This is a genomic window from Wolbachia endosymbiont of Drosophila leontia (assembly GCF_028981785.1).
GTDB lineage: Bacteria > Pseudomonadota > Alphaproteobacteria > Rickettsiales > Anaplasmataceae > Wolbachia > Wolbachia pipientis.
The window spans coordinates 1-2,133 of the sequence record NZ_JAPQLK010000110.1; the positions used below are offsets into that span (position 1 = coordinate 1).

The window sequence follows — 2,133 nt, forward strand, 5'->3', positions numbered from 1 at the left end:
GGTTTTGTTTTCTTTCTGCTACTCTCCAGTATTGGTCTAATTTTTTTAAATTGTTCTTTACTTATATCGCTTGGATAGCTTTTTTGCATAGATATACCTCTTTCTTAACTATGCTTATTTTACCTCATATTTTCGAGATCCTTAACAGGTTCTTACAAAATACCACAGAAGAGCGCTCAAAGATCAGCGTAAAGTGAGGTTCTTTAAAGTAAGTGTTATTAATAATTTGCAGACTATGGATCAATAGAGTTTTTGCATATCTCTTTTACGTTAACTATAGATTAAAAATAATAAAAAAAGAGGGAGAAATAGAGTAAATTCCTTTAACTACTTCTCCTTATGAAGGAATAGACTTCTTGCATAACCCAAACTAAGTAGAAAAAAGGTATCATCCAAGTAGCCCCTTTCTCGTCATGCCGCTGCGAATCGTCATACCGCCGCAGCGCTAACACGTAGCGGGATGATGAGGCTTATCGTCATGCCACCGCGAACCGTCATACCGTCACGGTATCTCTTAGCCGCTAACAAGTAGCGGGATGACGGTTGTCAGGTTAGCTGTTATCCCAGTTTTTGACACTGGGATGACAACGAAGGGCTACTTGGATGACAGGGAAGGATGCTGGAATGAAGGTTTTTCAAATTGTCGATAAACCTAAATCTATAATAACTATTTGCCTTTTTTCTAGGTTATGCAAGAAGTCTACTGAATAACAGTAAGATTTTTCAATCCTGTTCCACAGCAAATTTTAGTGCCATGTGAGTAGTTATGGTGCTGTTAACAATCAAAATAACAAAAACTAAGATGGTGATTAGTAGTGTATAAATATTCAAGGATAAATTTTCAAATTGAGTTAGCATTTTAAAATACACAAAGGTTGGCATTATCATTGGCAAAACAAGAATTTGCGATACTCCTGATGCTAAGTTGTTTCGACCAATCATCAATGCATTTCCAGTAGCTGAAATATTAATGATTATCAGCGTATTAAATAATAGAGACACTCCAACTGCTATTGAGTGTTCAATACTATTGCCTAGAATTGCAAAGCTGAATATGGAAGAAATTACTGAAATCGGTAACCCAAATAATAACCAGTGAGCGAAAATTTTATAAGCAATTATAAGCCTAGAAGAGAGTGGCTGTACAAAGATTTGCTCTAATATTCCATCATGATAATCAGATGTAAACAAATTATTTGTAGAAATCTGCAAAACAAATGTAGCACATATCCATGTTAATGTTAACATAACTTCTTGTTTATTGTTGTTTTTAAGTGTAAATGAAGATAAACTTAACATTATGATAAAAATACATACTATATAGGTAAAGTTCTTATCATCTATTACTAATTTTTTTACTGAATCGATCATACTAGGCTTTTAAATGTTTATTATAAATTATAGTGTTTACTTTGAGGTAGTATAATTTTTTGTTCATAAATTATATAGGTTTTATTATTTTTTTGATAATGCAATTATGGAAAAGTTACCAAAAATAAAGTCACCAGAAGATTACACTCCTTCAGAAGATGAAGAATATATGAGCGTAAAACAACTGGAATACTTCAGCTTAAAGTTACAGTCAATACTCGCTGAGCTGGAGAAACAAGAACTAGAAGAGAATAGTATTGATACATACTATTCTGATGGAGATAGTGGAAACGAGGAATTAATCAAGCGTCGAAAAGATAGAAAAGAAAAAATTAAGGAGGCGTTAGAAAAAATAAAATTAGGCACTTATGGTTACTGCGATGGAACAGGAGAAGAAATAGGAGTCGAAAGACTTAAAGCTAATCCGCTTGCTATATATTGTATTGAAGAGCAAGAGAGAGTAGAAAAAGAAAAGAACGTGTACAACATTAACGATTAATTTACACATAAGTGGTGAGCCCATTGGACTTCAAGAGGAGCAAGAGGCGCTGAAGTATGTTATGCTATAAAGAAAGTGGAAAATTGGACATCCTCAACTTGACTCCTGCAGATTAAAAATTAAGTTGTATCCGTTCAGGCAATGGCGTCAACTTAAGGAAAAATATCAGCGATAGTGTATAAAATTTCTCTCTAAATTTTTTATCATTAAATTATCCAAAGAGTGCAAGGGACAGCACTTTTGTTTCTATTTTATTGCAACAA

General features: G+C 33.3%; 3 protein-coding genes and 1 pseudogene. 3 read left to right on the forward strand and 1 reads right to left on the reverse strand.

The window, feature by feature from the left end; translation table 11 throughout:
* Window positions 1–197, forward strand: a 197-nt coding sequence (locus OZD63_RS06170) for a hypothetical protein (RefSeq protein ID WP_410543740.1), incomplete at its 5' end; no start/stop codon positions are given.
* Window positions 152–247 (forward strand): annotated as a pseudogene (locus OZD63_RS03565) (tRNA (guanosine(46)-N7)-methyltransferase TrmB); the annotation flags it as partial. The gene OZD63_RS06170 and the pseudogene OZD63_RS03565, both read left to right, overlap by 46 nt.
* 476 nt (window positions 248–723) lie before the next feature.
* Here the strand turns inward: OZD63_RS03565 and OZD63_RS03570 are convergent.
* Entirely contained in the window at window positions 724–1,371 is a 648-nt protein-coding gene (locus OZD63_RS03570) for a heme exporter protein CcmB (RefSeq protein ID WP_275008137.1), read from the reverse strand.
* A 106-nt stretch (window positions 1,372–1,477) separates the two neighbouring features.
* Between OZD63_RS03570 and OZD63_RS03575 the strand changes: the two genes are divergently transcribed.
* Window positions 1,478–1,870: a TraR/DksA family transcriptional regulator gene (locus OZD63_RS03575; RefSeq protein ID WP_064124828.1), complete on the forward strand. Its 393-nt coding sequence runs from the start codon at window positions 1,478–1,480 to the stop codon at window positions 1,868–1,870.
* Window positions 1,871–2,133: the final 263 nt, after the last annotated feature.

Coding starts and splice junctions, on each gene's coding strand:
- OZD63_RS03570 (WP_275008137.1), bottom strand. CDS start 1,371: ATGATCGATTCAGTAAAAAAATTAGTAATAGATGATAAGAACTTTACC.
- OZD63_RS03575 (WP_064124828.1), top strand. CDS start 1,478: ATGGAAAAGTTACCAAAAATAAAGTCACCAGAAGATTACACTCCTTCA.